General features: G+C 56.6%; 20 protein-coding genes. 4 read left to right on the top strand and 16 right to left on the bottom strand.

Annotation, left to right across the window (positions count from 1 at the left end):
* Positions 1–55: 55 nt before the first annotated feature.
* The 8 genes from ABEA92_RS03320 to ABEA92_RS03285 all read right to left on the bottom strand — a co-directional run bounded on the left by ABEA92_RS03320 (position 56) and on the right by ABEA92_RS03285 (position 10,327).
* Positions 56–1,186 carry a DUF4200 domain-containing protein gene (locus ABEA92_RS03320; RefSeq protein ID WP_345682365.1) on the bottom strand — a complete coding sequence of 377 codons (1,131 nt, stop codon included), beginning with the start codon at positions 1,184–1,186 and terminating at the stop codon, positions 56–58.
* Positions 1,183–2,010 carry a hypothetical protein gene (locus ABEA92_RS03315; protein ID WP_345682364.1) on the bottom strand — a complete coding sequence of 276 codons (828 nt, stop codon included), beginning with the start codon at positions 2,008–2,010 and terminating at the stop codon, positions 1,183–1,185. The genes ABEA92_RS03320 and ABEA92_RS03315 overlap by 4 nt, the downstream gene beginning before the upstream one ends.
* Positions 2,011–2,012: 2 nt before the next feature.
* Positions 2,013–3,650: a MotA/TolQ/ExbB proton channel family protein gene (locus ABEA92_RS03310; protein WP_345682363.1), complete on the bottom strand. Its 1,638-nt coding sequence runs from the start codon at positions 3,648–3,650 to the stop codon at positions 2,013–2,015.
* A gap of 654 nt (positions 3,651–4,304) precedes the next feature.
* A complete protein-coding gene (locus ABEA92_RS03305; RefSeq protein ID WP_345682538.1) occupies positions 4,305–5,024 on the bottom strand; it encodes a pyridoxine 5'-phosphate synthase in 720 nt (239 codons plus the stop codon).
* Positions 5,025–5,113: 89 nt separating this feature from the next.
* Complete coding sequence (gene eboE / locus ABEA92_RS03300) at positions 5,114–6,289, bottom strand: metabolite traffic protein EboE (protein WP_345682362.1); 1,176 nt, start codon at positions 6,287–6,289, stop codon at positions 5,114–5,116.
* 150 nt (positions 6,290–6,439) lie between these two features.
* Entirely contained in the window at positions 6,440–7,993 is a 1,554-nt protein-coding gene (locus tag ABEA92_RS03295; RefSeq protein ID WP_345682361.1) for a protein kinase domain-containing protein, read from the bottom strand.
* A complete protein-coding gene (gene larE, locus ABEA92_RS03290; RefSeq protein WP_345682360.1) occupies positions 7,990–8,823 on the bottom strand; it encodes an ATP-dependent sacrificial sulfur transferase LarE in 834 nt (277 codons plus the stop codon). The genes ABEA92_RS03295 and larE overlap by 4 nt, the downstream gene beginning before the upstream one ends.
* A 184-nt stretch (positions 8,824–9,007) precedes the next feature.
* The gene (locus tag ABEA92_RS03285) at positions 9,008–10,327 is read right to left on the bottom strand and encodes an outer membrane protein assembly factor BamB family protein (RefSeq protein ID WP_345682359.1); all 1,320 of its coding nucleotides are present in this window, start codon (positions 10,325–10,327) and stop codon (positions 9,008–9,010) included.
* A 239-nt stretch (positions 10,328–10,566) separates the two neighbouring features.
* Between ABEA92_RS03285 and ABEA92_RS03280 the strand changes: the two genes are divergently transcribed.
* A complete protein-coding gene (locus tag ABEA92_RS03280; RefSeq protein ID WP_345682537.1) occupies positions 10,567–11,721 on the top strand; it encodes a GNAT family N-acetyltransferase in 1,155 nt (384 codons plus the stop codon).
* A 511-nt stretch (positions 11,722–12,232) separates the two neighbouring features.
* Here the strand turns inward: ABEA92_RS03280 and ABEA92_RS03275 are convergent.
* Positions 12,233–12,394: a hypothetical protein gene (locus tag ABEA92_RS03275; RefSeq protein ID WP_345682358.1), complete on the bottom strand. Its 162-nt coding sequence runs from the start codon at positions 12,392–12,394 to the stop codon at positions 12,233–12,235.
* Positions 12,395–13,631: 1,237 nt separating this feature from the next.
* Here ABEA92_RS03275 and ABEA92_RS03270 point away from each other — a divergent pair.
* On the top strand, positions 13,632–14,309 hold the full coding sequence (locus ABEA92_RS03270; RefSeq protein WP_345682357.1) for a hypothetical protein: 678 nt from the start codon (positions 13,632–13,634) through the stop codon (positions 14,307–14,309).
* Here the strand turns inward: ABEA92_RS03270 and ABEA92_RS03265 are convergent.
* Genes ABEA92_RS03265 through ABEA92_RS03255 form a run of 3 tightly spaced genes read right to left on the bottom strand, consistent with a single transcriptional unit; the run spans position 14,303 to position 17,519 of the window.
* Positions 14,303–16,654: a hypothetical protein gene (locus ABEA92_RS03265; protein ID WP_345682356.1), complete on the bottom strand. Its 2,352-nt coding sequence runs from the start codon at positions 16,652–16,654 to the stop codon at positions 14,303–14,305. The genes ABEA92_RS03270 and ABEA92_RS03265 overlap by 7 nt on opposite strands.
* On the bottom strand, positions 16,651–17,100 hold the full coding sequence (locus ABEA92_RS03260; RefSeq protein WP_345682355.1) for an ExbD/TolR family protein: 450 nt from the start codon (positions 17,098–17,100) through the stop codon (positions 16,651–16,653). The genes ABEA92_RS03265 and ABEA92_RS03260 overlap by 4 nt, the downstream gene beginning before the upstream one ends.
* Positions 17,100–17,519, bottom strand: coding sequence for an ExbD/TolR family protein (locus ABEA92_RS03255; RefSeq protein WP_345682354.1), 420 nt, complete (start codon positions 17,517–17,519; stop codon positions 17,100–17,102). Before ABEA92_RS03255 ends, ABEA92_RS03260 begins: the two co-directional genes overlap by 1 nt.
* Positions 17,520–17,598: 79 nt before the next feature.
* Between ABEA92_RS03255 and ABEA92_RS03250 the strand changes: the two genes are divergently transcribed.
* A complete protein-coding gene (locus ABEA92_RS03250; protein ID WP_345682353.1) occupies positions 17,599–18,180 on the top strand; it encodes a class I SAM-dependent methyltransferase in 582 nt (193 codons plus the stop codon).
* 89 nt (positions 18,181–18,269) lie between these two features.
* Here the strand turns inward: ABEA92_RS03250 and ABEA92_RS03245 are convergent, their stop codons facing one another.
* From ABEA92_RS03245 to ABEA92_RS03230, 4 genes are all read right to left on the bottom strand, one after another.
* Positions 18,270–18,566: a hypothetical protein gene (locus ABEA92_RS03245; RefSeq protein WP_345682352.1), complete on the bottom strand. Its 297-nt coding sequence runs from the start codon at positions 18,564–18,566 to the stop codon at positions 18,270–18,272.
* Positions 18,563–20,224 carry a serine/threonine protein kinase gene (locus ABEA92_RS03240; RefSeq protein ID WP_345682351.1) on the bottom strand — a complete coding sequence of 554 codons (1,662 nt, stop codon included), beginning with the start codon at positions 20,222–20,224 and terminating at the stop codon, positions 18,563–18,565. Before ABEA92_RS03240 ends, ABEA92_RS03245 begins: the two co-directional genes overlap by 4 nt.
* An 86-nt stretch (positions 20,225–20,310) precedes the next feature.
* The gene (locus ABEA92_RS03235; protein WP_345682350.1) at positions 20,311–20,841 is read right to left on the bottom strand and encodes a GrpB family protein; all 531 of its coding nucleotides are present in this window, start codon (positions 20,839–20,841) and stop codon (positions 20,311–20,313) included.
* A 533-nt stretch (positions 20,842–21,374) separates the two neighbouring features.
* The gene (locus tag ABEA92_RS03230) at positions 21,375–23,024 is read right to left on the bottom strand and encodes an SHD1 domain-containing protein (protein WP_345682349.1); all 1,650 of its coding nucleotides are present in this window, start codon (positions 23,022–23,024) and stop codon (positions 21,375–21,377) included.
* Between the two features lie 994 nt (positions 23,025–24,018).
* Here ABEA92_RS03230 and ABEA92_RS03225 point away from each other — a divergent pair.
* A complete protein-coding gene (locus ABEA92_RS03225; protein WP_345682348.1) occupies positions 24,019–25,770 on the top strand; it encodes a sensor histidine kinase in 1,752 nt (583 codons plus the stop codon).
* Positions 25,771–25,778 lie beyond the last annotated feature (8 nt).

The raw sequence follows: 25,778 nt of genomic DNA, 5'->3' as shown, positions 1-25,778 counted from the left end.
TCCAGTCGCGAAACGCCGAGACGAAAACCACTCCCAAAATAGCCGCTGACGCATTCTAGTCGATCACCGAAGCGGGTTTGGGTTTCGGCGCGTTCGGATCGGGTGGGTTTTTCGGGGGTGGCGGTGGCGGTCCAAGTCGGATGCCGCCGTCGATGTGAGTCGTATAGACCCAATCGGCCGGTTGCGGTTCCCAGCCCGCGAGCACGCCTTCGTCGCTAAACAGTCCTCTCGCGGCCACGTAGACATCAAAACTGTCGGGCAACACGTGAAAGCGTCCGTAGTACTTGGTCGTATCGAGTTGGCTGAGTACTTCACGGCGAATTTTCGAGCGTGGGTTCAGGATCGCGGATTCGTTCGCACCGCGGCCTTCGCGAGGGATCAAACGAATTCGCGGCCACTTGTTCGATTGCACGAAGTACTCGACGTCAAAAAATTCGTCCTGGTCCTTTAGTTTTTCGTACACCGCCGCGAACTTCTCCGGATCGATGCCGGCAACGGGATCACGGTCGAGACCGCCACGCTGGATGATCGCCTTGGCTTTGAGTTCCGCTCGCTTGCGAAAGAATTCTGCATTGACGGGATAGACCAAATTGTTGACACAGATAAACGTCGCCTCTTTGGTCCCCGGTGGTGCGGGTCGCGGGTTGGGAATGCTGACCTTGATATCGGGGGCAGCTTGCCGCCGAGGCGTTTTGTCGAGGATGGCTTCGAGTTCCGCTTTACGCTCCAGCGAGGTTGCGATCAAGGTCTGCATCTTCTCTCGCTGCTCTTTGGTATTGGCAATCTCGGCAGCCTTCTTTTCTGCCATTTCGCGATCCGCTTGGATCTTCATGGCAAATTCGTTCATTTGCTTTTTGCGATCTTCAATGTTTTTCTTCCGCCGAGCGAGCAATTCCTTGCTCTTTCGCAATTCTTCGCGCTGCGCATCGGCATCGATATTCAAGGGATCGACAAGCATTCGGTTTAGTTCGAATGCCTCCTGCTTTTTCTCGAGCAGTTTCTTTTGCAGTTCTTCGATCTTTGCCTCGTCGACCTGAGATTCCTCGGTAACCCGTGTCACTACCTCCGCGACACTCATTTGCGTCACGATCAAGACAAGGACCAAGATACCGACGACGTTGGTCATCGTGTCGAGCAGCGAATCCAAGCCGCCGTCTTCGTCATCATTGCTGGATTGGCGTTTCATTGTTCACGCTCCGTTTTATTAGAAGTCGCAAAGGCACTCAAATCGATCCGTCCTTTGCCGACCACCGGAATTTTGCCGTTACGGATGCCACGACTGTCACACATCTTTTTGGCCGCGCGATAGACCGACAATCCGTCGCTGCGGACCAAGAACACAATCGTATCGTCTTTGCCATTCAGTGTGGTTTCTAATAACGCGATATAGTCCGCGTCCTTGGCCATTTCGCTTGCGCGGATTCGTTTGGGCGGTTGTAGGTGATGCATCACGATCGCCCCTTCGGCGCACTCGACGAAGTGCGGCACAAAGTTCAATCCGCTGCCTTGCGGCAACACGGTCACGTTGGATTCGGCGGCCTCGGCCCGCTCGGCCGCCTCTCGCTCGAGCTGTGCCAGCTCTTCCTGCAACGCTTCGAGTTCCGCTTTCATTTCGCTGGCGGTTTCGCGTTCTTTTTCGCTGAGCGTTGGAATGACGATTTTGACCTTCTCCTGCTCAGCCAGCTGCTTTTCAATCTCCTCTTGCTCCTTCAGCAGTTCCTCAAGCTGCTCGAGCGTGATGTTCAGCAGCTTCTTTTCTTCTCGCAGTTGCAAACCGGTTGAATTGGAAACTTCGATTTCACGTCGCAGTTCGGCGACCTCTTCGAGCGTTTCGTCGAGTTCCTTTTGGGATTTTTCGAACTGCTCAATTTGAGCAATATCGGGTGTGTCGGTTTGCGCAAGTGCAAGCGTGGCGATCATCATCGTCAGCACCCCAATCACACTGGCAATGATGCTGAGGAACGGAAACAGCGAGATGTCGTCGTCGGAGGCTCTCGGTCGGCGTGCCATGATTAACCTCGCCCACGTGTCAGTGATTTCTTGCTGAACCATCCGTTGCGGCTTGGTTCGGGCTGAGCCGCGACTTGTTGAACGACGACTTGTTGGTCGCCAAGTCGTTCGAGCACTCCACTTAAACTAGCCAACCCCGTTTGCACGCCCGACAAATGGTTGGTTAGCGAGGTATTGGTTTGCGAGAACGTTTCGTTGACGTGGGTTTGCAGGGTACTGGTTTGTTCCGCCAACGAGGTCAAGGTTTGCTGGATCTTGTCTGCCGCATTGGCCATCTGGTCCAATTGGGCCTGCAATCGGGCCTGTTGGTCAAGCTGCTGCTCGTGCAACACGTTGACGTGTTTCTGTTGCTGTTCTTCGATTCGCTTGTTGACCTTATCCCAACCCGCCGAGACTTGATCGGTCAGGTGGGTGCCGATGGTATCGAGTTTTGAGAGCCACTGTTCCATTTCGGCATGATGGGTGCCCAGGGCTTGTTCGACCGCTTTTCGGAAAATGTCCGAATCACCGTCGTTTGCGTTACGCTCGCCGGTGCCTTCGCGACCGTCGTTTAGTCGACGCAGCAAGTTTTCATTGCAATACTCGTCCACGCTGGTGATCAAATCCTCTTCGCTCTTTTGCAATGCGGACGCAGGAATTTTCACAAGCATACTCATGATCAACGCCAACAGCGTTGTGTCGAAAGCGGTGCCGAGTCCGCCGAATACGTCTTGCAGTGCCGCCTTCATCGCGTCCATGCTGCCGCCGCCGCTCAGGCTGGACGCCAAACTTGCGACCGCCGCGCTGACCCCCATCACCGTCCCGATGAACCCCAGGATAGGCAGCGACCAAATGAACACTTTCAAAATGGTATAGCTGCCGGCGACGTTGTTGGCGTCGATCGCCGATTGCGATTCCATCATCGTGACCGTTTCGGCTGCACTTTTGCGAACACGAAAATGTTCAATCCCACGGACGACGCGGTTGATCAGAAACGTATCGCTGCTGGCGCCGGGAAGCTCGTTGATGTGCAGGATGAATCGATCGATGGAAGCCACGGTGATCTCGGGTGAAACCTCTGTCGGCAACACATCCAACAGCATGGCGTCCTTCTGTTTCTTCAGATTCAGCCACTTCAGCCCCAAGATCGCCAACGCCCAGAACATCAGCAGCGTCGTTGGAAACGGGACCGGTCCCCGTTGCCAAAACAATTGCCCAAACGCGGTGTCACGGATCGGGTAGGTCGCCCCGTACCACAATAGGGCGATGCCGCCGCCGATCAGAAAGCTGAGCACCAAGCTGACGTCGCTGCTGGCGGAGTCACTGCTGCTGCTGAACCAGCTTTTTTCGCGGCGACGTCGTTTGACGGCCTTCTTGGCCGGGGCCGCCGTGGTGGCCGCCGTTGTTTGGATCGCTGGTGTGACAGCGCCAGGGCGTTCGGTGCTGTCAGTTGCGGCGGAGGACTTTGCACGTGATTTTGCGGATGCCGGAGTCTCGCTGACTTGGATGCCGGGGAAAGCGGGTTCGGGTTCCGGCGGAGCGGTCTCGGGAATTCGCACTGTCGCTCGGCAATAGGGGCACGCGCGACTCTTGCCTGCCAGACTCTCAGATACCTTTAACGATTTGTTACAGCCAGGACAGGAGATCTTGAAAAAGGACATTCGGTTTCCGCAGAAGCAGTGGGGGGAGGCAGAGGTGGGAGAAGCAACGCAATTTGCGTCATCATGTTATAAACAGAGGCGGATGAGGAATCAAAACGATAGCGGCGTGCAAAGCAGGCAATCTTGATTGTACGCCGGAAATATTGTCTCGTCCGACAATATTCAACGTATCCGACCGCCGGTTCGTACCCGTCGAGTGACAGGGATTCTAACGAAATACGTGGCGTCTACACCAAATGCCGCCGCATGGGGGGGGCTGCAGGTTTGGTTCGCTGTCGTGGTCAGCGCAGCGACCGCACTTCGTAGCGAAACTCGTCAAGAGTTTCGGGGGGGATTTCTCGTGGCTACCTTCGCCAGAAGGTGGTGACTGATTTACTGAGCCGCGACGCGTCAGCGGCCGGGGCCCACGCACTACCCGGTGCCTTACGGCCCGCGGCTCACGGGTGCGACCTGTATTTGGATCAATTTAAAAAGCCGTCAAGAATTTCGCGGCGATTTTCTCGTGGCTACCTTCGCCAGAAGGTGGTGACGCGGGTTGAATGGCAACGAATTGAATCGCAACGATCCACGCTCTGGCGAGCGTCGCTATTGAAAATCAGGAGATCGCGATCACCCATTTGGGCTGCGGTGATGGGCCGGTCGTGTGGCTGCGAACTACGCGACTAGATCCAAGATCCGACGCATTTCGGCTACCGCGTCACGCATGCCCACCATCACGGCGCGGCTGACGATCGAGTGACCGATGTTCAATTCGATCATGTTGGGGATCGCCGCCACAGGGCGTACGTTGGCGTAGTTCAGCCCGTGACCGGCGTGCAGTCGCATTCCCAGTTCCGACGTCTTTTCACCAGCCGTTTTCAATCGTTTGAGCTCTTCGGTTTGCTGTGCACCACGAGCCAGTGCATAGGGTCCCGTGTGCAGTTCGACGGCATCCACCCCTAAATCCGCGGCCGCTTGGACCTGTTCCAAATCGGGGTCGATAAACAGGCTGGTCAGAATGCCTTGGCCTCTCAATTTTTCGATGGCATCTCGGATACGACCTTTGTCATCAACAACATTCAGTCCGCCTTCGGTCGTGACCTCTTCTCGGCTTTCGGGGACCAACAGCGCCCAAGTCGGTTTGACCCGACACGCGATCGCAACGACTTCGTCAGTACAGGCGATTTCGAGATTGGTTTTGACGGTCACGGTTTGCATCAGCACCTCGACGTCACGCTCTTGGATGTGACGACGATCCTCTCTCAGATGGAACGTGATTCCGTCGGCGCCGCCTTGTTCTGCGAGTGCCGCTGCGATTACCGGATCGGGTTCATAGGTACGCCGTGCTTGGCGAACGGTTGCGACATGGTCGATATTGACGCCGAGTTCAATCATGTTCAGAGGAGCATTCAAAATGGGGGAATGGGGGCTTTGTTCATTGTCAGTGCGGCTCGAATTACAATCCGAAACGCGACTGCGGAAACTTACAAACAATCAATCAGCTCGCGTCGCAACCAGCGGATCTCTTCGGAGATGTCGGCCGCCAGACTTCGCTTTCGCATCGCGTCCGGCAGCACGCTCCAGGCATACGTTTCGACTTCGAGGTGGCCGACAAAATCAATCGACGTGTCGCTACGGAGCAAGGTTCGCAGGCAGTCACGCACTTCCTCTTGGCTGGTCGTTAAATGTCCGAACCGCTCGAGGAAAATAGGGACGTGAAAATGGACGACCCAGCGTTTGTCACCACGTGCGGGGTCACTTGCGCCACGCGCCCGCGAAATCAGCGTGGGTAGATCTTCGGTCAATTCGAACTGGTTATCGCCGGTGATCCGTCCGGTTTGATGCAAGTAGCGATCCTCGGCAAACTTGCTCAATTGTTCAATTGCTTCTTGCCGTCGTCCGAGCGACATGGCGTCCCACTCTGCCACGATCGCGCTGCTGACTTGCACCTTTCCGATCGTGATGCCCGCCGCTGTGTAGCGTTGCAGCACGTCGGCTTGCCGTTCCATCATGACCGCCGCGTGACACACGTCATGACAAACGGTGATGTGACGACGATGGAGAGGTTTATCGAGGTGTTTGTCAAACCAATCGACAATGTCTTGACTGGTGTGAAGAATGCATCCCGGTTCGGGCTCGATCGCCACAACGATGCGGCGTCCGGTTTGTTCCTCGAGCGCCGCCAAAAACTCGGCCAATTGACGTAGGTTCTCGGCCGCCGTTTCCAGGTGTTCCGGTGTGACTTTGTCCGAGGCCCATCCAATCGGCAACGTGCTGATCGATCCCACCGTCTGGGATTGCGGCAGCAGTTCGGTCAGGATGACGGCGAGTTGTTTGGTGTAAGTCAATCGACTTGTTTCCCACCATGTCGGTTGATAGACACGGTGTTTGACCACGTCTTGGTGGAAATTGTCGTAGGGGAATCCGTTGATCGTAAACGCTTCGAGCCGATGTTCGTCAAGGAATTGACGCAGCGGTTTCGCACCGCCTTCGAAACATTCGGTGGCCGCTTGTGCCGGCAACCACAATCCCACGCCAAGCGGCGTGTCAATCGGCAGACTTGATTGCACCGACACCGCGTATTGAAGCAAATTTTGGCGAATGGCGGGCAAGTCCATGCCTGCATGCACATTGGTGCAATAACCCACGGTATAGCTCATCAATCTCTCCTCACTGAATGTTTCGTCGGATCCTTCGGATCGTAGCACGCTGCATGCTCGTGCCGGCGGGCGACACGTTGCAGCGGTGCGTGGAATCGCCTTGCCCCGATATGACCGTCCTGCCGCACCTGTCACGGTCTCCGTCACGTTTTAGCTGTTGGAGGGACTGTTGACGATGGGCTGTAACCCAAGCCTGACACGGTCTTTTTCGGGAATCAAGCGATTTACCAGCAAGACCGCGTCGCGATTGCTGGTTTCGAGTTCGCGATAGGCGGCTTGCAATTGGGTACGCACCTCACCAAGCCGCTTCGAATCATTCAGCTGTTCAAGCGCCAAACAACGCTGAGCCAACGCCAGTGTGCGATAAAGCCGGTCGATCCTGGGGTCGGCGCTCAGCCGCTCAAGCACCGCGTCGGCCTGTTTCCATCGATTTTCGCCGGCCATCATTCGAGCCAACTGCAGCATGCTTTTCGCGTAATAACTAGTGTTGGTCGAATTCGCGTCGGGGGGAAAGTTTTCACCCACGGCCATCCATCCGGCTTCGTCATTGCGAGTCAGCGCGACCAGGTATTGTTCCTGGACCGAATTGGATTGCGGCACTTGGTCTGGACGCAATAGACGACCGATGCTCTTCGCCGGTTGCGACAACATCGCGGCCGTCGCGGCGGCGGTGCAAAGAAGAGGCAACAGGATCACCGCGGCGTAATGCCGAAAACGTTGATTGCGACGACGACGTGCATCGTCGGTGACGCGTTGCAGGCGAATGGTCGCGGCCGCCGTCCCGACCGTCACGCCGCTGGAAAAACCTGCGTCGGATGCCTGCGAGCGGATCGATTCAAGCAATTCGCTGGCCGATTGGAAGCGGTCCTGAGGCCGTTTGCGAATCAATTTCATCACGATCGCAACAAGCCACTCGGGAATGTCTTGCGCCCCTCGAGTCCGATCGAGTGGTTGCGGGGTCTCGTGCAGATGCATCACCGCAAGCGCCAACGGGTCGTCGGCTTCAAATGGGGGCCGGCCGGCGAGCAAGTGGTACATGGTGACGCCAAGCGAGTACAGGTCGCTTCGCACATCGACGGTGTGCCCTTGCACCTGTTCGGGGCTCATGTAACGTGGGGTGCCCAGTGTCAGTCCGGCTTGCGTCAAATCGCCTCGCGTCGCATCGACATCCAATCCTAACCGGGCCAAACCAAAGTCGGCAACTTTAACGATGCCGCGATCGGATCGCATGATGTTTTCTGGCTTGATATCACGATGCGTGATCGAGGCCTCGGATGCAACCTCGAGCGCCGAAGCAACGCCAACGATGACATCGATGGCCTCGTCCGTCGTCAAGGATCCGCGTTTGGAAAGCACGCTGCGTAGATTCTCGCCATCGACAAGTTCTTGAGCGATGTAATGAAACGAATCGACACTTCCCACATCATAGACTTGGACGATGTTCGGGTGATTCAATTTCGCCGCCGCCTTGGCTTCGCGGCGAAACCGAGTGACGTAATCTTTGTCTCGCGCAAAATCGCTGCGCAAAATTTTGATCGCGACGTCACGGCCAAGCGTCAGATGACGCGCCGAATAGACGTCGGCCATCCCGCCACGTCCAAGTTTTCGCAAGATTTGATAGTCGCCGAGTCGGCAGCCAATCAATTTAGACGAAGCCAAATCGGATTCATCCGGTGGTGTCGGCAGGGGCGTTTCCGAAGTCAATGAATTTTCTCTCCAATTCGAACAAGCACCCGATTCATGCTTCCGGATTCAAGGCCTTGTAAATCGATCGTCACAAATCGAAAGCCGATCGTTCGCAGCGTTTCGTTTAATTGGGCTGCCAGTGAGCTGTTCAGTAAACGCGAAAGTTCCGTTGCAGGGACTTCCACGCGAGCCAGTTCGTCGTGATGCACTCGCACCCGCACATCGCTGAATCCGCGGTCCCGCAGCCATGATTCGGCTCGTTCGACCCGCAGCAAGCGTTCGGGAGTCACCGGGACGCCGTACGCCACGCGGCTGGCCAAACAGGGGGACGCCGGAAGTTCGGCGTTTTCGAGACCAAAAAATCGAGCCAACTCGCGAACGTCTTGCTTGCCGAGTCCAAGATCGGCTAGCGGCGTTTGCACGGCAGCAAGATTTCCTGCTTCGATCCCAGGACGGTAATCGCCAAGGTCGTCGGCGTTGGTCCCCGACACCAACACGGTCGTGGGGTCGTGGGATGCCAATTGAGCGAGGGTGCGGTACAGCGTTTCTTTGCAATAAAAACAGCGACGAGTGTCGTTGCGAAGGTACTCTTCACGATTGGCTTCGTCGGTGGCAACGACCTGTTGTTCAATTCCGATCTGCTGGGCGATTCGGCCGGCCCACTGCAGTTGCCATTCCGGTACGCTGGGTGAGTTCGCGGTCACGGCCAGCAACGAATCCAGCCCTGCCCGCATCGCCGCAGCCGCCACCACGCTGCTGTCCACCCCGCCGGAAAACGCCACGGTGACGCGGCGAAACGTAGCGATTCGCCCAATCAATCGCTCGGCGTTGGATGAGACGATGGACATGATGATAAGGCAGTACAGGGCAAAAGAAGAGTAAATTGTCGCGGCCGAGGCCAAGCCCCCCGGCCAAAATGAGATGGATGAATTGTCGTCGCTGCCGTACTAAACCAGCCGCCTCTCTATTCTGCAAGGACTCGTTGCCTCGTCCACTACGGTGAACGCGAAAATTCGCCTTTTGCACCACGATCTAGCTGCCAGCGGTCGCTAAACAGCGAATTTCATTGCCGACTCGCAGCAGTAACCGTCCGTTTGAATAGGCCGGCGTGGCGCCCACGGGACCGCCCAAATCGACTTGTCCCAATTTTTCAAATTGGTCGCTGGCTCGCAGCAGCGTCGCTTTCCCGTCCAAACTGATGATCAACACGGTGTCATTGACGATGATCGGCGAGGCTCCGAAATTTCCACCAATTCGCTCTTTCCAAAGGGTCTCGCCCGACGTGACATCCACACATGATGCGATCCCTTTGTCGTCGACGATGAACAAACGGTCGCCCTTCTTTGCGGGGGTCGGCACGTACGGCGACCCTCGGTCGATTCGGTAAACTTGTTCGGGAGATTCGTTTTTCGACTTGGGGATACGGACCGCGACAAGATGGTTGCCGCCGCCTCCGCTGCCCGCAGTCGCAATCGCCAAGTCGCCTACGACTAACGGGGTGCTGCAGCAGCGTGCACCGAATACCGGCAAACTCCACAGCATTTCGCCTGTCGTGGCGTCCAGCCCAAACATGCCGTTACCAGTGTTGGCATCGATCACTTGAGCCGTGCCATCGTCGCTTTGGAAAATGGCGGGCACCCCGTAGCAAGTCCGAGTGGTTTTCAATGCGGTTTCCCAAACGGTTTCGCCGGTATTGCGGTCGACCGCAATCATCCGACTTTGTCCCGGGGTTTCGTCTTGCCTTAATTGTTCGCCTTGCTGCGAATTGAACAGAATGACCAGCGAACCAAAGATCCGGGGCGACGTGCCAAAGCCGTGTTGGCTTTGCCAAGTTCCAAAATCACGCGACCAGATCTCGTTGCCATCAAAGTCGAAACACTTCAGCATCGTGTGCTCAGGATCACTCCAGGAACAATAGATGTGAGTTGCGTCGGCGGCGGCTGTGCTGGACGCGGCGGTGTTTCGCGAGTGCAGACGTTTGACGTGATGCGGATAGGGACGCTGCCAGGCCAATTGCCCGGTTTTCAAGTCCAATGCTCTGACCGCGATCGTTTGCTTCTTGACATCCGACGTCAAAAAGATCACCAACCCGTTGGCAATGATCGGGGACCCGACGTTGTAATCGCCGGTGTCATGACGCCATGCGTAGTCGTTTTCGTCCCACTGCGAGGGAAGCGATCCGTCGGCGGTAAACCCGTGAGCATTGACGCCGTGAAATTCGGCCCAAGACGACGGATTCGCCGTTGCACTTGCTTGAGACGACGGAGATTCGGCAACGCCTAGGGCTGGTAATCCGAGTCCGACCAAGATTGCAATCGGCAATTTACCAACAAACCATTGGGATGACGTCATTTGATTTCCAGAACAATGAAGGTGAAGAAAACAGGGGGAAGGAGAATCAGGTAGGGCATGCGGCAGGCAAATTCGGATGCGAAGCGGCGCAAAGGACGAATAAAACGATCGTGACGATTGCGTAGCTTCGGCGTTTTTTTGCAAGCTGCATTGTAAGCGAAACCTAGCGCTGCGTCCGTACGCGACCCTTCCTCGGGGCTAGATTTTCAGGTGAATCCCCCCTGAAAATTTTCCCGGTGATGGCCCCAATAATGTACCGAGTCGAATGTTTGCGCTGCGTTAGCACCCTGTTCGATCACCCCAGCAGCTGGAATTTGCTTTCCGGCGGAGTTCCCTTTCGTCAAACCAGTTGGCTGAAACCGTGGTGGGCCCAGTTTGGCGATTCATTGGAGCCCAGCGTGGTGGTCGTCCGCGACTCGCAGGAGCAGATTCGCGGGATTTTGCCACTTTGTCGAAGCCTTGCTTCGCCACGAACGCTGCGTTTTATCGGGGACAACAATGCTTGCACTGACTTTGCCTCGATCCTTTTGAACCCCAACGACGCGGATGCCGACAGCATTATCGATGCGATGGTTCAATTTTTGTGTGAACATGCTGCGACGGACGCTTGTGGCTGGGATTTTCTCGAACTCGATGGAGTTAGCGCTGCGGATCCCGTGATGCGATGCTTCTCTGCATCGCTTGCCCGGGCGGGAGTGATCGTTCATGCCCAATCACGTATGAGCACCTGGCTATTGCAGGCCGCGGAATCGTGGGAACAACAGTTGAGCAACCATAGCAAACGGACTCGCAAAAAGACCAAAGGGTTTCTCGAAGCGGTGGACAAAACGCCAGGAATGGAACGCGTCGTCGCGAATTCGACCGAGCAGGTGGACGAGTTCATCGGCGCGATGATCGAGCTGCATCAGCGCCGCTGGAACGCCGTGGGCGAACCAGGAACCTATGCCGACAAACGGCTCCGTGATTTCGTGATCCAGATGGCTCATGAGATGTTCCGCAATGATCGTTTGTATCTGCCAGTGCTGCGATTGGACGGTCGGATCATCGGCAGCGAGTTGGGGATCCTTTCCGACGATCTGCTGTACATCTACAGCAGCGGCTTTGATCTGGACGCATCCAAACTCGAGCCCGGCCGAATTCTCGCGGTGAACACGCTCAAATACGTGCACGATCAAGGGCTTCGTGGGGTCGAGTACATGCGAGGCGACGAGCCGTACAAAGCACGCATTGGCGCCCAGCCGACGCCGCTATTGCAGTTACGAGTCGTCGCGCCCCGATGGTGGGCCAGGGTGTGCCACAGTGCTTGGTCGGCGCAGTTCGAGCTGAAGCAATGGGCGCGTCGCCGCACCGGCCGAGAGCTCGTCAAGGTCGTCGACATGGCACTGACGTCCTAGTCTAGACCGACAAAACATTGTCGCACGGCTTTCCAAGCCGTTAGCGGGCTTGGGGTGTGATCGCCGCCGCGAGAGTATCCGCTGTCTCCAAAAAAGCGTCACGTCCACCGACCGCGGTATCAGCTTGGAAAGCTGACCGACAATGGTTTGTCGCACGGCTTTCCAAGCCGTCAGCGGGCTTGGGGTGTGATCGCCGCTGCGAGAGTATCCGCGGTCCCCAAAAAACGTCACGTCCACCGCCAGCGGTCTCCGCTTGAAAAGCTGACCGACAATGGATTGTCGCACGGCTTTCCAAGCCGTCAGCGCGCCTAAGGTGTGTTCGCCGCGGCGAGAGCATCCGCAGTTTCCAAAAAACGTCACGTCCACCGACAACGGTATCAGCTTGGAAAGCTGACCGACAATGCATTGTCGCACGGCTTTCCAAGCCGTCAGCGTGCCTGAGGTGTGATCGCCGCGACAAGAGTATCCGCAGTCCCCAGAAAAACGTCGAGTTCACCGCCAGCGGTATCCGCTAGGAAAGCTGACCGACAAAACATTGTCGCACGGCTTTCCAAGCCGTTAGCGTGGCCGAGGTGTGATCGTCGCGGCGAGAGTATCCGCGGTCCCCAAAAAACGTCACGTTCACCGCCAGCGGTTTCAGTTTGGAAAGCTGACCGACAATGGTTTGTCGCACGGCTTTCCAAGCCGTTAGCGTGGCTGGGGTGTGATCGCCGCCGCGAGAGTATCCGCTGTCTCGAAAAAAACGTCACGTCCACCGACAACGGTATCAGCTTGGAAAGCTGACCGACAATGGTTTGTCGCACGGCTTTCCAAGCCGTTAGCGTGCCTGAGGTGTGATCGCCGCGGCGAGAGTATCCGTGGTTTCAAAAAAACGTCGCGTCCACCGACCGCGGTATCAACTTGGAAAGCTGACTGACAATACTTTGTCGCACGGCTTTCCAAGCCGTTAGCGTGCCTGAGGTGTGATCGCCGCGGCGAGAGTATCCGCAGTCCCCAAAAAAACGTCGCGTTCACCGCCAGCGGTTTCAGCTTGGAAAGCTGACCGACAATGGTATGTCGCACGGCTTTCCAAGCCGTTAGCGCGCCTAAGGTGTGATCGCTGCGACAAGAGTATCCGCAGTCCCCAAAAAAACGTCACGTCCATCGCCAACGGTATCCGCTTGGAAAGCTGACCGACCATGGATTGTCGCACGGCTTTCCAAGCCGTCAGTGTGGCTGGGGTGTGATCGCTGCGACAAGAGTATCCGCAGTCCCCCAAAAAACGTCACGTTCACCGCCAGCGGTATCCGCTTGGAAAGCTGACCGACAATGCATTGTCGCACGGCTTTCCAAGCCGTCAGCGTGCCTGGGGGTGTGATCGCTGCGACGAGAGTATCCGCGGTCCCAAAAAAACGTCGCGTCCACCGCCAGCAGTGTCAGCTTGGAAAGCTGACCGACAAAAAATTGTCGCACGGCTTTCCAAGCCGTTAGCGTGCCTGAGGTGTGATCGCCGCGGCGAGAGTATCCGCAGTCCCCAAAAAAACGTCACATTCACCGCCGGCGGTTTCAGCTTGGAAAGCTGACCGACAATGGATTGTCGCACGGCTTTCCAAGCCGTTAGCGCGCCTAAGGTGTGATCGCCGCGGCGAGAGTATTCGCAGTCCCCCAAAAAACGTCACATTCACCGCCGGCGGTTTCAGCTTGGAAAGCTGACCGACAATGGATTGTCGCACGGCTTTCCAAGCCGTTAGCGTGATTGAGGTGTGATCGCCGCGGCGAGAGTATCCGCGGTCCCCAGAAAAACGTCACGTTCACCGCCGGCGGTATCCGCTTGGAAAGCTGACTGACAATGGTTTTCTAAATCAGCGCCCCCGCTACCACTCATTTCGTGCCCTGGATTGATGTCAGCACTTTTTAGTGGGAGTTAGGGGATGAGTGGCACGTCGAAGATCACCTGGTGGGTTCCACGCTGGGCATTTGTACCGCAGCTTTGGCAATCGTTACGCAGCTGCCTTCTAAATCGTCATGCAATAACAAACATTTTTATTGGCACCTTCGTTTCTTGCGCCGTGATTATTGGAGGACTCAAAATTGCGCTTCCGGCATTGGTGATTCCCAATCTGTGGACGGTGTTTGCCGCGTTACCGATGATACTGGTGTTGCTTGCGTGCCAGTTTGGACTACTTGCCGCAATCCCTCCGAACGTCACGTTGCGACCTGATCGACTGCAAAAAACACATGGTCAAACGGGGCTCGTGATCAAAGCGGACCAATTCGTCGCAACCCAGTTGTATGTCCATCGCGAGGACCGGATACGGCTAAAGGTGCGTTATCGCCAACGAGATCGATTGCGCACACTCGTGCTGGGGGTGCCGTCTTCAATTGACTTGGATCAATTAGTTGCACTGTTGCCGATCTCGCCCAAGATACGAGATGCAAGAGCACGCAGCATCTCAGTTGAAAATGGCACGCCACCAGTGCTGGAATGGGAGGCGAAAAGGCACAGAGAACAAGCGACGCGAGTAGAGGTTTCGCAATTGACTCGTCGCAACCGGATGAGTCCCGCTCCGCAACGGTCCCACCTGCAATTAGGCGAGTTTCGCTATTGAAGATCTTGGTATTGGCGGCGAAGGTCCGGAGCGGTCGGGGGACGCGTCAGCAGGATGTAGCGTGCTCGCTGTTGGGCTTGTTCGGCGTCACCGAGCTGCTTGATCGCTCGAATGGACTCGATCTTTGCCTGGTGCCAATCGTCGCTGCCAACCGGCAACCCGGCTGCCAAACGGTCCCACCACTGAATCGATTCACGCCTCGCGTCGGTATGCTCGCTGCTGCCAAACAGCGTTGCTGCGGTGCGGATGATTGCACCAGGTGAAGCGGAGTCCTTCACCAGAGCTTCAATCGTCGCCTTGGCATCCTCGATTTTTCCGAGCCAAATCTGCCGCTCGGCCTTTGCCAATGAATGCCCCGACGGCTGCGGCCAACTTTCAATCTGGGACGCGATCTTTGATCGAAGCGACGCGTTTTGCCGTCCGTCCTGCATCAGTCGGGCGACGGTGTCGTCCAACGCGTCCGCAGGCGGAGCGGGCAGCTCGGTAGCTTGTTTCCCACGCAGGCGGAATTGCAGCAACGTCTCGCTGTAGGATTCCGACGCGGCAGATTCCGGTAGATCGTTCAATGCGTCGCGATCAAAAAAGTAGGCTGCGAATTGGCGGTATCGTACTGCAACGTCCGCTTCGTCCATCAACGACGCAAACGCTTGTTGCATTCGTGTTGTCAACTCACTTTGATCGGCGGGATCACGTTCGCGGAACGCACGCCGCCAATGTTCCAACGCGGTTTCATAGTGGTCGAGTCCAAGTTCCGTAGCCACCTCGGCCGCTTCGACGATTCGCATGTCGGCCGACAGCAGCTTGATCAGCCAATTGCCCGCTTGCGGTGCGTGCTCGCTGTCGGGCCACATGGTGATCGTGGTTCGCAGCATCGCCTCGATTTCGCTGGCCGCCGGCTTGTTCTGAGTTTTCAGCAGCACCGCTTGCAAGTGTGCTGCGGCGGCCCCGTTGCCGGTCGGTTTCAACTTGGCAACGCCTGCCAATATGTCCGCGGCATCGCTGGGCTGTTTCGCAGCAACAAAGGCTGCCGCCGCTTCGAGCGACCGCTGGATCGCATGGTCCGGGTTCGATTCGGTCATCGCCGCACTGGCCAACAACTGGGCCGCCCTCAGCGGGTTGCCGTCACGCAAATATTGTCGCCCCTGGGCGGCGATGATCGAAGGATCCATCCGGTTGCCTGTGCCATCGGCGGACGCGTCGCCCGATTGCGAACGCAGTGAACCAATCGCGATCGTTTCAGCGCGGCGACGTCCATACGCACCGTGCCGATTGCCAATTGCATCCATCCAGTCACCAGCGCCGTTCTGGTTCGTGTCCTTTCGCGTCAAAAGTGATTCCAAGCGTACCAAGTCCATCTCGATCGACAACGGCGCCTGCGAAGGCTGCTTGCCATAAAACGCATTGAGTTTCTTGATTGCGTCGGTTTGGCGATTCGAATGAAGATCGATCTGAATATCGAGAGCACGGACGCGTGCATCGGACTCGGGCGAGACCTCACGAGCCAATTCGTCAAAGGCCCGCCGAGCTCGCTCAAAATCCTCGCTTCGCAACAACGCCACAACCCGCAATCGCTCGACTTCGTTACGTGCTTGGCATTCGCTTGGCAATCGTGTCAGCGCTTGATCGGCCGATTGCAGTGCGGCAGTGGCGGCAGCGAGTCGATCGTTGCTGCCAGCGGGGAACAGCTCGGTTTCCATCAGTTTGATTTGCACGATCTGCACTTGCGTTTCTTGCTCTAACCGCGTCAAGTCACCGAGCATTGCCATGACGCTTGGTGACATGCTGGTTTGCGAATTCAAACGCGTCTTTTCCTCAGCAACCGCCTTGGAGAGCGATTCTGATTTTGCCGCGGCATCGGTCAAACGGCGGAGTGCCCGATCGCCGCGGTCGGTGTCGCCGGGATTGACCATGATCGCCAATAGGTCATGTTCGGCGGCGGCCAATTCGACCGCGATCTGTTGTGACTCGAGAAACAGCCGTCGGGGGTGCTCGGGATAGGCGGTGATTAACTCGGCAATCGGTTGTTGGGCCGCGAGGATGTCTTCGTTTTCGAAATTGTCGATCGTGCGACGTCGAGCCGTTTCGAGCTCGGACAACCAAACGGTTTGGCGTGCATAGGCATCACTGATTGGCGTTGCGGATCGAAGCCCACTACGAATCAATCGTTCGGCAGTCTCGAAGTCGCCTCGGCGAATCAGTTCGCGGATCAAATCGGCATCGCGGTCGTTCGTCACACGGGCCACCGGCATTTGGGCCGCCGAGTTTTGATCGGCGATCGCGTGCAGTTGCGGCAACGCGAGGACAAGCATCCACAAAACGTGCAGTGCGAAGGGACGCATGATCATGACTCGTCGTTCGCGGTAAAGAGAACTCGGTCCGCGCCGGCCGCGCGTGCACTATCGTAAACCTTGATCGCATCGGCCATCGCAATCGTAGGATCGGGATCGACGATCACAGGCGGTTGGACCCCCAGTTTTAGGATCTCACGAAGTCGGCTTTCCAGTTCGTTAGTGTCTGCGACAGGTTGACCATTCAACTGAATCGCATTGCCGGCCGACGAAGCGAGCATGCGGATGATGATCTCGTCAAAAATCTCGACGGGCGGCGTGTCGGTCGATTCGTCGTTGGTGCCGACGCTGGGCGGCTGTGCAATCGCACTGGGAAGGTCGAACTCGGGCAGCTCAAAGCTGCTGGTCCAAACAAAGAACACCAACAAAAGAAACACGATGTCGATCATCGGAGTCATTTCGACTTTCAGTGATCCTTGCAGTCGTGATGACGGGATTTTCATCAGCGAGTCTCCTCACGCACCGAGAACGTGACATCGTAGATGCCTGCCAGTGCCGTTTCTCGCAGAATCGGTTCGATGTATTGGTAATGGACCGATCCGTCGGTTCGCAATCGCACTGCGGCAGTTGATCCGCTACGCAATGCATGCTCGTTTAAAATTTGCTTCAACTCGTCGATCGCAACCACGTTTCCGCCCACTCGCCACTGAGATTGGTCGTCGACGGTCACCGTCAGCGCCATTCGATCGGGATTTTCAGGGAGGTAAGTGTTGGCGGTTGGCAGTTCGACAGGCAAATGGATCTCTTGGCGAGCCAAGTGGCTGGACACCAAGAAAAAGATGATCAACAAAAAGACAACGTCGATCATCGGCGTCATGTTGGCCCCGACCGGGGAAGCGTTGTTGGGATTAGGGACTCGCATAATTGTCAATGTAGCGGACGCCGAGCGAGAAAATAATACGCCCTACCGCGTGGTGGCTCGGTTGCGATACGCTATGTCGATGAATAACACGCTGACATTTTTGAAAAACTTCGTTCGGAACCCAACTCAGGTGGGGGCGATTGCCCCAAGCAGTCCTGGGTTGGTGAAAACGATGGTCGAATGGTTCGATTGGGAATCCGCTCGCAACGTGGTCGAATTTGGACCAGGGACAGGCGTTTTTACCGAGGGGATTGTCCAGCGGCTGCATCCGGACGCCAAATTTTTCGCGATCGAACGGTCGGCCGAATTGGTCGCCGCGACGCGATCACGATGTCCGTCGGTGACCGTCTACGAAGACAGTGTGACGAACGTGGTCGAGCTGTGTCGCCGCGAATCGATGCCGCATGTCGATGCGGTGATTTGTGGTTTGCCGTGGGCTTCGTTCTCGAAATCGCTGCAAGCCGAGATCATGGATTCGATGTTAGAGGTGCTGCGACCGGGAGGCCAATTTGCGACGTTCGCGTATTGGCAGGGATTGGCATTGCCGGCAGGGCAACGTTTTTCGTCTCGGCTAAAGAAAACGTTTCCGCACGTGGGGCGAAGTCCAACGGTTTGGCGAAATATACCGCCAGCCTTCGTGTATCGATGCACGCGAGCGTGATTGCCAATGTCGTTGATCGATCGGCGATCATGACGTTCGCGCTGCGGCACGCCCGAGCGTGATGGATTGCGGAGCCATCAATGACATTTTCAACCGAAGATTTGGTGGTAGCTCCACATACAGATTCGCCAGGCGACGTAGATCAATAGCGCCGTATAGAGCGTGACGACGACCGCCCAAAACCAACGTTCCGCATTGGAGAACGCTTTGTTCATCCACAATAGTGGAATGCCTAACGCCCCCATTACCAAAAACAAGATGGCCAAAACCGCGCCGCGGCTTTGAATCATACGATCGGTCGATGTGCCCGATGTCGAATTGCTGGTTGTCGTTGGTGCGAGTGTTGCCTCGATTGGTGAGTCATCCGGCGCGTCGTTAGGCGTCATTGCGGTGGTTTTAGCGGATTAGGGGAAGCGGATTCGGGAGCCGGAGTATTGCTGGCCGACAGCCGCTGTTGGGCTTGCAGCACGAGCGGGCCGACGTTGCTGTTGTTGCCATACAATTCGATGATCGAATACCAAATTTGGCGAGCCGCGACCACGTTGCCTCGCAAATGCTCTCGTTCGGCCTCATCCAATTTTTCCTGGATAATCGTCGCGGCTTCGTCTTTGACAAACGAGCGATTTTCGATTTGTGCGATTTGACGACGCGCCAGATTGACATAGGGGCGGTATTTCGGATCGTCGCCAAGCAGCGTTTCCATGCTGCGGTATTTATCCAGTGCGGTGGACGTGTCACCGAAGCGTTCGAATTGCTCGGCTTCGGCGAACAACCGTTCTCCCTCGTTCTTTAGTGCGAGGTTGCGTTTCATTTTGACCGATAACGCGTGTTCGGCTTGCATCATCTCGATGCGATCGACCTGTTCTTCCGCCCACGTGGTGTGTTCCCCGTCGGGGAATTGATTGATCATCGGTTTAAGATAGTTGTTCTTTGCTTGGTTCAGCGCTGATTGTGTTTCTTGCGCCAACAGGTCTTCGGCTCGCTTTCGCATTTGGTCTTCGTTCAGCGGCCATGCGACCCAAGCGAGCATCGCCAGCATCGCGATCAGCACGCCGATCAAGAACCACGATTTGTCGTGCCAAAGCGTTGCATCAGGGAGCTTCTCTTTTGTTTCGTCAACCAGTTCACGGCCGAGCAGCGTACGAGCCTCGTCGCGTTCCTTTTGGTCGGTCACGCTCAGTGGGCTGAATCCGGCCGACGCATGCTCGGCCACCCCGGTGCGTGACATCGAACGGCGGCGTACTTCAGCCAACGCCAATTGGACCGCCGGAGCGCCAAAGGGACGTTTCGCGGGATCCTTTTCCAACAGCTGCATGATCAATTTGTCAAACCAAACCGGACAATCCAATACCAAGGATGCCGCCGACGTCGGCGTTTGTTCGCGGACGTTTCGCGTGACCTCTTCGATCGTATCGCCTTGCACCGGTGGTCGTCCGGTGATCGCAAAGTACAGGGTGGCACCAAACGAATACAGGTCCGATTTGTGGGTAATCGAAGTCGGGTCGTCGATCCATTCCGGCGGACGAAAAGCGATTTCGTGCGGCGTGGGAGGACGCGAGGTTTTGAAATTGGAATGAATGCGATCGGTGCGAACATCGACCAGCAATGGGCTCAATCCTGCGTACAAAATCTTGTCGGGGCCAAGCATCCCGTAAACAATGTCACGTTCGTGCAAGTAGCACAGGGCCGCAATGATCGGCTCGGCGACTTCGAGCACCGATTCCCACGGCAAACGGCTGCGTCGCTCGATTTCCGCCGCCAGCGTTTCGCCTTCGACAAGCTCGTAAGCCAAGTAGGCCTCTTTGTCTTCGAATCCACCGCCATAGCAGCGGGCGATGGCGGGATGCTGTAGCGTTTTCAACGTTTCCCATTCGGCGGCAAACTGCGTGCGTGCTTCGGGGGTCGCGCCAAACGGCGACGAGAACACTTTGACGGCAACCGCTTTGTGTAGCTGTACGTGAATCGCACGCCACACCGAACTTTGTGACGGATGGTCACCCAGTTTGGCTTCGATCGCTAACGGGCCAAGTCGGCTGCGCGGCATAGGAGACTAGAGCCTGGAATTGGAGAACGTGAAAGAAACAATCAGCTTGTTTCGGTTTGATTATAGTTTGCCTCGGCCAAGCGAGGTTAGGACGCGTCGATTTGGTCGATCAGGTGGGCAAAGAAGATCGCTTTGTCCGCTTCGTACTGCTGCCGATCCCCCTCGCCGCTTCGCCAACGTCGCACTTTGGCCTCTTCGAAATCGAGTGCCGTTTCCGCATTTTGCCGTAGATAATCGCGAATGGAAACCGCTTGAATCCAGGCAGGGGCGGATGTCTGCATTAAATAGACACAATGGGTTGGATCGGGGTGGTCAGGCGTAGCGTAACGAGGTTTGCACAACGCAATCGATTGTCCCGCCCATGCCGGTGTCGCCTCGCGGCGAAAATTGAGTCCTTCGATCAGCAGTGCCGCGGACTCCATCATCGAGATGTCGGCTACGCCCGCCAAAACATCGATCGTCGGACGGGCGATCAGACCCGAGATGGCCGTGCTGCCGACATGAACCACGTCCACCACCCGGCCTTCGCACGACAGCAGGATGCTGCTGCGAGTTTGCTCGAATTCTTGACGCCACCTCGGGTCAAAATGCATCAAGCGGACTGGAGGAGAGGCCATGACAAAATTGCCTTGATGAGTTCATAGCCGCAGCCAGGAATGGGGGACTCAAGTGCAGCGTAATGCACTGAATGTTAGTCTAGCCGAATTGGCAAACGGCTTGGTTACCGCTGGCCCCGTTTACTGACGCAGCCGGGCATTTCGTCGCGAACAACCGTCAAGTGTTTGACGGAGATTTCACCGTGGATCGAAAGTCGCGACGGTCCAATGATTTTATCAAAGCGTCAATCACCTTCCGGAGCCGATGGCCGCAAGGCCCCATCTAATGAGCCGTTGGTCGTGAGGCCTCGGGTAATGAGCCGTTGGTCGTGAGGCCTCGGGTAATGAGCCGTTGGCCGTAAGGCCTCGGGTAATGAGCCGCAGGTCGTAAGGCCTCGGGTAACGAGCCGATGGCTCTAAGGCCAATGCCATCTATTTTCGTATCGCTCCGCTACAAAGACCACCCGGTTGATGTCAAAGGAGACCAACAAAAAACCGGGCCAACGAATTGCTCGTTGGCCCGGTTCGCGTGATTGCTTGATCCGCTAGATCAATTAGCGGCTGATCAACATCGCCACCTTCGACGCTTCGATCTGCTTTTCAATCGATTCGACATAGGCGGTGTCCGCGGCACACATTCGCGAGAATGGCACGGTGCACTTTCGGCCGTTCGATTTCAGCAACCGGATGTTGGTGGCATTGATTTCGATCAAACGTCCATCGGTGCGGAAGTTTCCGGTGTTGTCGATCCAGGTTCGCATGCGAGTGTCGTCAAGCGAAGTGATGCGAACGGTGGTCTTCTCGGAAACCACCAACTGCGACGAATCTTTGGCTTGTTCGGCTTTACCGAACAAATCGTCGATCGAGGTGCCCGCTTCTTCGGTCTTCGATTTGTCTTCGTCGGCATCACTTGGAGTGCCAAACAAATCATCGATCGAATCAGCCGCTGGTTCGGCAGCGTCCGCAGGGGGCGTGTCGAACAAGCCGTCTAGGTCGTCGGACGGAGCCTCGGCTGGCGTTTCAGTTGCCGCGTCGGCAGCAGCATCGGGGGCTTCGCCGAATAGGCTGTCGATGCTGGCGTCACTGTCGGCCGCAGCGTCTGCGGGGGCTTCGTCCGTGGCTGGCATGTCGCCACCGAACAAGTCATCAAGGCTGGTGTCGGCTGCGTCGGTCGCAGGGGCTTCCATCGGAGCCGCGTCTTCGGCTGGGGTGTCCGCCGCTGGTGCGTCACCGCCAAACAAGTCATCGAGGCTTGGATCGGCTGCAGGAGCTTCGGTCGCTGGAGGTTCTGCCGCAGGTGCCTCGTCGGCCGGAGCATCGCCACCAAACAGATCGTCAATCGATTCTTCGGCAGGCGTCTCGGCTGGCATCTCAACGGGGGCGTCGGCCGGAGCGTCGGCTGCACCACCAAAGATATCGTCGTCCATCGGCGGTTTGGCAGCCGATTCTTCGCCGGCGGGCGCGGCGTCGCTACCGAACAGATCGTCCAGTGCTGGCTCTTCGGCAGGCATCGAATCGGGGGTGTCCGCAGGTGGTTCGCCGAACAAGTCGTCCGCCGGAGCAGGATCGGTTTCCGCCGGCGGCGGTGTGCCAAACAGGTCGTCGGCCGGAGCAGGCTCGGTTTCGGCTGGTGGTGTACCGAACAAATCATCCGCCGGTGCGGGAGTCGTTTCAGCAGGAGCGGGTTCACCGAACAAGTCATCCGCCGGAGCGGCAGGCTCTGTTGGAGCTGGCTCGGTTTCCGCCGGAGCTGGGCTGCCAAACAAATCGTCGGCAGGACCTGGTTCGGTTGCTGGCGGTTCGGTTGCAGGTGGCTCAGGCATGTCCGGAGTCTCCGCAGGTGGTTCGGTTGCGGGAGGCTCAGGCGTGGTTTCCGCGGGCATCGCAGGTGCAGGCTGCGGATCTTGATCTTCCTCAGCCGGCGTTTGGTTGAACGGAGAATCCGATGGCGAAGCGGGGTCGGCTTCGTTGGACGATTGCGTGTCGGTCGGTCCCATGTCGGCGGGCGCAGGAGGTGCGAATTCGGATTCCAATGGCATGTTGCCATGGTCGATCGGGGCCGCGTATTCGGTTCCGCTGTCGTATTGCATCGGAGCCGATTCGATTACGGTCCCATGGTCAACGCCGCTGTAGTCGCACACGCCTTGATTGTCGACGGCTTCGTAGGAGACTTCGCCACAGCAGGATCCCACCGGCGTCGGCACGCATTCAATCGGCGGACAGGCGACGGGAGGGCAAGCAACCGGAGGGCATTGGATGACCGGAGGGCAATAGACCGGTGGGCAGTGAATGGGGGGGCAATGAATCGGTGGGCAGGCGATTGGGGGACACGGCGCGCCGCAGGTGGGAGCCGGTTCACTGCATGCGTGTCGTAGAAGCCATCCAGCGGATGCGGGGCTGATACCGAGCAGGCAAGTCAATGTCGTAACGAGGCTCCATCGGTATAGACTTCGGGCCGTGCGTTTCATAATTCGTTTTGTCTCCTCCACACCGAAGTGCGGTTCGCGTGCGAGTTTCTAAGGTGGGATTGGGGAAATGGCGTTCTTCTGAAAACCGAATAAATCAATTCGACCGGAGGCTGCTGCCATCACCCTGCCCCCACATGCTAGTTGTCAGAAAATCAGCTAGCAAGCAGCGAAACCAGGTTAAATGGAGAGCTTTGCGCAATCAGGTCGGGTTTTAATGATCGCAGGTTAATGGTCCAGGGAGGTGCGGATTCCCCAAATGGCGGCGAAATTCGCCTCCCCTGGATCGGAATAATTCGTCACACTAGGGCGACTGGATGCGTGCCGAGCCCGATGCGAAGGTTCGCGTGGTCACCGCAGCATCGACTTCGTTGGCGGGTTTTGCCGTCCGTTCGTTGCGAATGCGTTGTCCGTCCCTTGATTCGTTTCACCGTGGTAAACTATTGCTCATTCAAGAGTTAGGTCAAGCGATGGCGCGGCCGATTTCAAGTATACTTGGAAGCGACCCGCTTTGCTTGATCGGTGAAAGGTTGCTCGAGGGTGCTGCGATCCGTCGGCCTCGTCGAGGGCGGATCACGGGGGACGGTTGCATCGATGTGCGCGCCATTTCGTTGTTTTTTCTCTGCTACGATTGCCTTGGATTTTAATGTTTCGCTTCATCAAGAGCGTTTTTGCATCGATGAGCCTTGAGCGGAAATGTCTGCTCTTTTTCGGTTCTGCGCTGCTCGTCTTGATGTGTGCTGCATTTTTCGTGGTCCAATTGTTAGCCAAGAGTCTGGTCACCAACACGACCCGGCAACGAGCACGCGATTACGCGGCGGCCGAGCTGATGATGATCCACAGCGACGCACAATGGTCCTCGGCACTGCCCGAAGACGTCGTGCAGCGAGAAAAGGTCCTGCTTGAGGGGCTACGATCCGAGCTGCTCAATGACAAGATTGACTTTAAAATCTTGGCGTTGCAGGATTCGGCCCCCTACGACAACTTGCCCCAAATCGAATTGCCGACCTCGAGCACTCCACTCGGAGCGATGGAATTATCACGGCTGAAAAGTCTGCAGCCTCAGTATCGTGAATGGCTCAGTCGCCAAATCGCCGAAGACCGACCCGACGTCGAGCGTCCGTTGGATTTGGGCGAAAACGAGGCGATGAGCCGGATCGGATTTCTTGGCACCACGGTGTTTGCCGAAGATGGTCCGGTGGATGATCGTTACATCTATTACTCGCCGGTTTTTTTCAAACCAACATGTGTGTTGTCGTGTCACAGCCCCACCGGCGGCGCGATCTCGACGTCGCCCAACGAGGACCCCGACAAGCTTGCGTCGCAATATCCATTTCGTGTGTTCCGCGTCAGCATGCCGTATCAGGAAACACATGAGCTAACGACGTGGATTCGCGCGATCGTGATTGCGTTGGCGATGTTGATTATCGCGGTCACGCTGTTTGTCTTGCACGCGATTATCCGTTACTTGGTCCTGCAACCGCTGTATCACCTGCGTGATGTCAGCGATGCGATCACGCACGGTGATACCAACCAACGTGCTACGATCGATACCGAAGACGAGTTTCGGGAATTGGCCGACGCGTTTAACCGAATGCTTCGTCACCTCACCGAGACTCAGGATAAGATTCAGGAAGTCAATCGCGAATTGGATGCTCGGGTGGATCAGTTTGCACAGTTGAACCTCCAGCTGTACGAAGCGAACCGGCTGAAGAGCGACTTTTTGGCCAACATGAGCCATGAATTGCGAACGCCACTGAACAGCATCATTGGGTTTTCCGAAGTGCTGCAGGGCATCGATTCGCTAAACGATAAACAGCGTCGGTATGCGGGAAATATCCGTAAAAGCGGGCGTTTATTGCTTGAAATGATCAACGATATCCTTGATTTGGCCAAGGTCGAAGCAGGCAAAATGGAAGTCCGCCGGGCTGAATTTGATCTGTCGCGATTGGTGTCGGCGCAGTGCGATATGATCCACTCGCTGTCCGAAGAAAAGAACATTTCGTTGACGGTCGAGATTCCGGATGATCTGCCCAAAGCGTACCAAGATCAAAACAAACTTGGTCAGATCCTCAACAATTTGCTCAGCAATGCGATCAAGTTTACACCCGAAGGCGGGATGATCACGGTGCATATCGAGGATGTGAAAAATGGTCGCTTTCGGTTGTCCGTCAGTGACACCGGAGTCGGGATCGCCGAAGAGGATCAACCGATCATTTTCCAAAAGTTTCGTCAGAGCCAAAAGGTACTTAATGACGAAGGCTTGACTCGCGAGTTCTCGGGGACCGGGCTTGGCTTGTCGATTGTCAAAGAATTGGCGAAGTTGCTCGGCGGCGAAGTCGATTTTGAAAGCGAACTGGGACGCGGCAGCCGATTTTGGGTCACGCTGCCGTGGCGTTTGACGAACGCTTCGACGATTTCGATGCCACCGGCTGGGGCGATACCTCCGGCACTGCAAGACGCCGCCAGCAACCAAGCGGGATAGAACGGCAC

Origin of the sequence: Novipirellula caenicola (assembly GCF_039545035.1) — a bacterium.
Classification (GTDB): Bacteria; Planctomycetota; Planctomycetia; order Pirellulales; family Pirellulaceae; genus Novipirellula; species Novipirellula caenicola.
Note: the sequence above shows the minus strand (reverse complement) of the source record. Positions and strands in the feature narration are given on the sequence as shown.

Coding starts and splice junctions, on each gene's coding strand:
- larE (WP_345682360.1), bottom strand. CDS start 8,823: ATGTCCATCGTCTCATCCAACGCCGAGCGATTGATTGGGCGAATCGCT.
- ABEA92_RS03285 (WP_345682359.1), bottom strand. CDS start 10,327: ATGACGTCATCCCAATGGTTTGTTGGTAAATTGCCGATTGCAATCTTG.
- ABEA92_RS03255 (WP_345682354.1), bottom strand. CDS start 17,519: ATGCGAGTCCCTAATCCCAACAACGCTTCCCCGGTCGGGGCCAACATG.
- ABEA92_RS03260 (WP_345682355.1), bottom strand. CDS start 17,100: ATGAAAATCCCGTCATCACGACTGCAAGGATCACTGAAAGTCGAAATG.
- ABEA92_RS03250 (WP_345682353.1), top strand. CDS start 17,599: ATGAATAACACGCTGACATTTTTGAAAAACTTCGTTCGGAACCCAACT.
- ABEA92_RS03320 (WP_345682365.1), bottom strand. CDS start 1,186: ATGAAACGCCAATCCAGCAATGATGACGAAGACGGCGGCTTGGATTCG.
- eboE (WP_345682362.1), bottom strand. CDS start 6,289: ATGAGCTATACCGTGGGTTATTGCACCAATGTGCATGCAGGCATGGAC.
- ABEA92_RS03265 (WP_345682356.1), bottom strand. CDS start 16,654: ATGATCATGCGTCCCTTCGCACTGCACGTTTTGTGGATGCTTGTCCTC.
- ABEA92_RS03225 (WP_345682348.1), top strand. CDS start 24,019: ATGTGTGCTGCATTTTTCGTGGTCCAATTGTTAGCCAAGAGTCTGGTC.
- ABEA92_RS03280 (WP_345682537.1), top strand. CDS start 10,567: ATGGCCCCAATAATGTACCGAGTCGAATGTTTGCGCTGCGTTAGCACC.
- ABEA92_RS03240 (WP_345682351.1), bottom strand. CDS start 20,224: ATGCCGCGCAGCCGACTTGGCCCGTTAGCGATCGAAGCCAAACTGGGT.
- ABEA92_RS03270 (WP_345682357.1), top strand. CDS start 13,632: ATGAGTGGCACGTCGAAGATCACCTGGTGGGTTCCACGCTGGGCATTT.
- ABEA92_RS03315 (WP_345682364.1), bottom strand. CDS start 2,010: ATGGCACGCCGACCGAGAGCCTCCGACGACGACATCTCGCTGTTTCCG.
- ABEA92_RS03245 (WP_345682352.1), bottom strand. CDS start 18,566: ATGACGCCTAACGACGCGCCGGATGACTCACCAATCGAGGCAACACTC.
- ABEA92_RS03310 (WP_345682363.1), bottom strand. CDS start 3,650: ATGTCCTTTTTCAAGATCTCCTGTCCTGGCTGTAACAAATCGTTAAAG.
- ABEA92_RS03235 (WP_345682350.1), bottom strand. CDS start 20,841: ATGGCCTCTCCTCCAGTCCGCTTGATGCATTTTGACCCGAGGTGGCGT.
- ABEA92_RS03305 (WP_345682538.1), bottom strand. CDS start 5,024: ATGATTGAACTCGGCGTCAATATCGACCATGTCGCAACCGTTCGCCAA.